Source organism: Lentzea aerocolonigenes (assembly GCF_000955955.1).
In the GTDB taxonomy this organism is placed as follows: domain Bacteria; phylum Actinomycetota; class Actinomycetes; order Mycobacteriales; family Pseudonocardiaceae; genus Lentzea; species Lentzea aerocolonigenes_A.
Map to the genome: position 1 here is coordinate 1 of NZ_JYJG01000496.1, position 264 is coordinate 264.

Below are 264 nucleotides of genomic sequence, written 5' to 3' on the forward strand. Positions count from 1 at the left end.
CAAGTACCCGTCCCAGCTGGACTCGGGAACTCCGGTCGGTCAGGATCCGATCGCGGCGGAGCTGAAGTCCGCGTACGGCACGGATGACATCTACGGCATGCACTGGCTGCTGGACGTCGACAACACCTACGGTTTCGGCCGGTGCGGTGACGGCACGACGGCTCCGGCGTACATCAACACTTATCAGCGCGGTTCGTCGGAGTCGGTGTGGGAGACGATCCCGCAGCCGTCGTGCGACACGTTCAAGCACGGTGGCCCCAACGG

Annotated in this window: 1 protein-coding gene; it reads left to right on the forward strand. The window is 64.8% G+C overall.

The window, feature by feature from the left end:
* The coding region (locus tag UK23_RS44735; protein ID WP_045317927.1) for a glycoside hydrolase family 48 protein at positions 1–264 on the forward strand (264 nt) is incomplete at both ends.